The organism is Microbacterium sp. P2_F9 (genome assembly GCF_056403635.1).
In genome coordinates, this window is record NZ_JBFUFC010000419.1 from 1 (window position 1) to 725 (window position 725).

A 725-nucleotide genomic window follows, 5' to 3' on the forward strand; every position below is an offset into this window, starting at 1 on the left:
CTTCCGTTCCATCCGAACCACAGCTCTCGCGCACCACGTTCCATCGCATCACCGTTCCTCCCCCTTGCACCACTCGGCGCCTAACGGCCTTGCACGAAAGCGAACGACCACCATGAAGCACTCGATCCGTAAATCCATCGCGGTCGCAGCTCTCGTTGCGGCCTCGGCCATCGCGCTGCCCACCGCAGCCTCAGCAGCAACCATCTACCCGGACGCACTCGCCTGCAGTGCCACGCCGACCACTCTCGCCCCCGGAGCGACCACCACGCTCACCTGCGAGGACGAGACGTTCGTACCGGGCGAGACCATCACGATCACCGTCGAAGGCGCCACCAGCTCCGACGTCGGCTTCGTGAAGTTCGCCACCACCGCGAGCGGTTCGGCGACGGCGACCTCCACCGGTGCCCTCGCGGCTACGCCGATCACGTTCCCCAGCACCGCTTCGGGCGTGTACAACATCACTGCAGTCTCTGAAGGATCCGCGGGAGGCACCGCTTCGGTGACCGTCGTCCCGCCGACCACCTCCGGCGGCGGCAGCCTGCCCGCGACCGGTATCGACAGCAACTCGCTCCTCGGCCTMTGGGTCGGCGGCGGCGCGCTGATCCTGGTCGGTGGCACCCTTGCCGTCGCGACCACGGTTCGCCGCAACCGCAAGCAGTCTGCCGGCATCTGATCCGCAGCAACAGCATGAAGGGAGCTCCTGGCCGGTTGGCCGGGGGCTCCCT

1 protein-coding gene is annotated in these 725 nt (G+C 67.7%); it reads left to right on the forward strand.

Going from position 1 to position 725, the window contains the following annotated elements:
* Nucleotides 1-112 precede the first annotated feature (112 nt).
* Complete coding sequence (locus tag AC1DVT_RS20505; protein WP_477391269.1) at nucleotides 113-673, forward strand: LPXTG cell wall anchor domain-containing protein; 561 nt, start codon at nucleotides 113-115, stop codon at nucleotides 671-673.
* Nucleotides 674-725: the final 52 nt, after the last annotated feature.